Source organism: Chamaesiphon polymorphus CCALA 037, from assembly GCF_003003845.1.
Lineage (GTDB): Bacteria > Cyanobacteriota > Cyanobacteriia > Cyanobacteriales > Chamaesiphonaceae > Chamaesiphon > Chamaesiphon polymorphus.
Genome location: NZ_PVWO01000700.1, coordinates 1 through 2,339, shown reverse-complemented (window position 1 = coordinate 2,339; position 2,339 = coordinate 1). Strand labels below are relative to the sequence as shown.

At 48.2% G+C, this 2,339-nt stretch carries 2 protein-coding genes and 2 pseudogenes; 2 read left to right on the top strand and 2 right to left on the bottom strand.

What is annotated here, in order from left to right:
• On the bottom strand, positions 1-528 hold a 528-nt coding region (locus C7B77_RS28450), incomplete at its 3' end, for a CHASE3 domain-containing protein (RefSeq protein ID WP_245894514.1).
• Between the two features lie 476 nt (positions 529-1,004).
• Between C7B77_RS28450 and C7B77_RS31585 the strand changes: the two genes are divergently transcribed.
• Positions 1,005-1,136 carry a hypothetical protein gene (locus tag C7B77_RS31585; RefSeq protein WP_281261402.1) on the top strand — a complete coding sequence of 44 codons (132 nt, stop codon included), beginning with the start codon at positions 1,005-1,007 and terminating at the stop codon, positions 1,134-1,136.
• Positions 1,097-1,369: pseudogene (locus tag C7B77_RS31945) on the top strand (hypothetical protein); the annotation flags it as partial. The gene C7B77_RS31585 and the pseudogene C7B77_RS31945, both read left to right, overlap by 40 nt.
• A gap of 167 nt (positions 1,370-1,536) precedes the next feature.
• Here the strand turns inward: C7B77_RS31945 and C7B77_RS28435 are convergent.
• A pseudogene (locus tag C7B77_RS28435) lies at positions 1,537-2,160 on the bottom strand (zinc-binding alcohol dehydrogenase family protein); the annotation flags it as partial.
• Between the last annotated feature and the right edge of the window lie 179 nt (positions 2,161-2,339).

The following is a 2,339-nucleotide window of genomic DNA, read 5'->3' as shown; positions in this document are numbered from 1 at the left end:
CCGCCGTTCTTCGGCTTCAAATCGCTCGATGACCTCCCCAAATCGGTTGCGCTCGATCTCTCGCTCGATCTTCGACTTTAAACTACCGATCGACATTTTGGCTTCGGCACGTCGAACGCTTTGTTGTAGTAATTTCATGCGCGATCTCACGATTCGATCTAGCTGCTTGACCTGTGGTGCCTGAGTCGGTCGATCGCGGACGAGTTTTTGCAAATTGGCCAGAGTAGGTTCGAGCGTGCTTAATGCTAACTTATAAGACTTGAGGTAAGCTTCTTGTTTGCCAAGATCGTAACTTTGCAAGCCAGTTTCAGCATTGAATAAACCGATCGCTACCCGCTGGCTGTTGCTTAAAATTTCATGAGAGCGAATGATATCTTGCTGTGCGGAAACGATCCGTTGGTTGAAAAGGGAGTGAGTCACCACTAACCCGATTAAGCAAACCAATGGAATACAGATCGCGATCGTGCCCCTACAGACAATCGGCAATTGATGCCAATAAGCTTGAATATTTCGCCACCTAACCTGCATTAACGTCACTAGCAACCCAATTTAACTATCTGACAGATGTAATACATCAATGCCAACATCTAAATTATGTTTGATAATTAAACTTTTGACATCTCCCGATCGAACTAATTATCACGATCTCGATCGATAGATGTTTGTCTAGTTACGGTTTGAATGCGCGATCGTAACTTCTAAATTCCTCGATCTAAAAATTAGAAGTTGAATATTTTCAGGCCGATCTGCAACGATTTTTCAATTACACTTTCTGCTCGCTCAGATCGGCTCGGCTCCTAACAATTCGATCGATTACTTAATATATTGTCTTGCTCCAAGCTCGATGATTTTGGGAATTGTAACTGCTAAAATTCCAGATGTGGCCTTGGAGATCCCGGCATGAATAGCTGCGCTCACCATATTTGTCATCCTGGATATCGACAATAATTTCTGCTCCAGCTCCAATAGCTTGGGCGTAATGTGCATCCACATCAGTAACGATAATGCGTTGGCGTAGCCTCTCTGCGCAGGCAGACGCTTCGATCGAACCTTTCAAGAACGAAGGTTCGCTGAGGATTTTTTTGAGTTCGGTCGATCGGGACGAGTCTACACCCGCGATCGAATTATTCGATTAGACTCGCAGCCAATCCACGCGGTACTTCCGCTGCCGAATCTGGCCATTCGCCTGCTCGACAAGAATACAGCGCAGATTACATACAACAGCCAGGTCGATCGTGATGGCATCATCGAGTATGCCAGACGCAGCTCGATCTGGTCGCGCACGGAAAGTGGTTGGGTCATGCGCTTTCATCAAGGCACACCATACCAGCCAAGCGTTATGCCCGATCGATCGTTGCAATCAGAGTAACTTACTGCGATCGGCTCAACTCCACACTTTAGACAGATCTTCAGTAATTTTTGCAGTGTGTCCTTGCAAATTCGCCAGCAGTTGACATGACGAATTTAGCGATCGAATCCGATCGCTAAATTCGTCTGTTACCCATTCATCCAGATCGCTCTCGCTCTGCTGGATATCTATTTAGCCGCGTCAAATCCTGATAACACGATTTTACCCCGCGCCTTGCCGCTCTCGATCGTTGTATGAACCTGCTGGAGATTGGCAGCATCGATCGGTGAATACTGCTCTGTCATCGTCGTCCGCAAAATGCCCTCATCGACTAGGCGCGAGACTTCATTGAGGAGTTTGCCCTGCTCGGCGATATCGGCAGTGTCAAAGATCGATCTGGTAAACATTAGCTCCCAATGCACCGATACCGACTTACGTTTGAATCTATTTACGTCCAAAACCGCCGGATCGTCAATTAGTCCAAAGCGACCTTGAGGCGCAATCAGCGCGGCGATCTCATCGAGATGGCGATCGGTTTGAGTGGTGGAAAAGACAAAAGCAGGTGCGCCCAATCCCAACTCGGCCACCTGTTCGGCTAGGGGTAAGCTGTGGTCGATAATATGATGTGCCCCCATTTCTTTGACCCAAGCTACTGTCTCCGCTCGTGATGCAGTGGCGATGACCGTCAAATCGGTTAAGGCACGCGCGATTTGAATCGCGATCGAACCAACACCGCCAGCTCCACCAATAATTAGAATTGCTGGTGCCGCTCCAGGTACTGCCTTCTTCACGTCCAGTCGATCGAATAACATCAACGAGCAGATCTCGTCCGGTGGGTGTCGGCGTTGGTAGCTCGATATCGACTAGGGCTTCAGGGCGATTGCCGAAGGCAGGCTCGGAGCCAACGATGCTACCAGGGGTTTTTTGCATAAACCCTCCAAAAGGGGGAATAAGCATATTTATATACCAAAGCTAGCAATCGTTCGGAGAA